The sequence below is a fragment of the Macrococcus sp. S115 genome (genome assembly GCF_030067655.1).
GTDB lineage: Bacteria > Bacillota > Bacilli > Staphylococcales > Staphylococcaceae > Macrococcoides > Macrococcoides psychrotolerans.
The window spans coordinates 1-1,278 of sequence record NZ_JASJES010000021.1 but is presented as its reverse complement, the minus strand read 5'-3'; the positions used below and the strand labels follow the sequence as shown (position 1 = coordinate 1,278).

General features: G+C 29.8%; 2 protein-coding genes. Both read right to left on the bottom strand.

Features of this window, described 5'->3' with window-relative positions:
* Positions 1-9: 9 nt before the first annotated feature.
* Positions 10-873, bottom strand: a complete 864-nt coding sequence (locus QNJ52_RS11500) for an IS3 family transposase (RefSeq protein WP_232779643.1) — start codon at positions 871-873, stop codon at positions 10-12.
* A gap of 11 nt (positions 874-884) precedes the next feature.
* Positions 885-1,278, bottom strand: a 394-nt coding sequence (locus QNJ52_RS11495; RefSeq protein ID WP_283722652.1) for a transposase, incomplete at its 5' end; no start/stop codon positions are given.

Below are 1,278 nucleotides of genomic sequence, written 5' to 3'. Positions count from 1 at the left end.
AACTTTTTATTAAGCTACTTTCATTAAAGCAAGATTTCTGTATTCTACAGGAGTCTTGCTTTTTAATTTTCTCTTCTTTCTGACTAAATTATAATACTCCATATAGTCAATAATCTCCTCTTCTAGTTCATCATAAGAATCAAATGTTTCTCCATAAAACATTTCTTGTTTTAAAATACCAAAGAAATTCTCCATCGGAGAATTATCAAGACAATTACCTTTTCTAGACATGCTTTGAATAATTCTATTCTTTTTCAAAGATTGTACCCAAGATTTATGCTGATATTGCCACCCTTGATCGGAATGGATTGTAGTTCTATAGGGAAGGTCTGGAATTACATTAATTGCTTTTAACAATGATTCCATAACGAATTCCAATGTTGGACGCTTACTAATTGAATAAGAAATAATCTCTTTCGAACATACATCAAAAATTGTTGACAGATATAGCTTAGTTCCATTTTTAATGTTGAATTGTGTTACATCAGTAAGTAATTTTTGATATGGGCGATTAGTTACGAATCTGCGATTCAATTTATTCTTAGCTGTTTTGCCAACTTTCCCTTTGTACGACTTATATGTTCTATTTCTATGCTTAAACTTTGTACAAAGTAAATTATTTTCTCTCATTATTCTAAGAACTTTTTTATGGTTAACTACAAAACCTAACTCTCTTAGTTCGTCGGTTACTGTACGATAACCTATCCTATTTTTATGTTTGTTAATGATTTCTTTAATCAAAGTAATTAAATAATTGTCTTTATGTTTAGTGACACTAAGTCGTAATTTCCAATAATGGTATACACTTTTCGCTATCATAGCTACTGATAATATTTCTTTTAACTTATAGTTAGATTCATTCCTTAACTCAATAATAGCAGCTACTATTTCTTTGTTTGATTTTTTCGAGCTAAGGATTGTAACTTTTTTTCGAGAGCAATTGCGATTTCTAATCTCCTGTTTTCCTCACGTAAGCGTATTAATTCTTGTCGTTCACTTTCGTTTAAACTAGTGTTATCAACCTTTTTATTTTTCATAGTTTTAGACGCACGACCCTTCGGTTTTGATTCTAAACCTAGGATACCATATTGATTGTATTTCATCTGCCACTGAGCTATTAAAGTAGGATTAGTAATATCAAAGATTCTAGCAGTTTCTTTATATGAAAGTTGATTAGTAATTCTATACTGAATGATTCTTAATTTTTCATCTGTTGAATATTTCTTTCTGGTCATACTGGATATAAGACCGTCAATACCGAAGGTATCAAATTGGTAA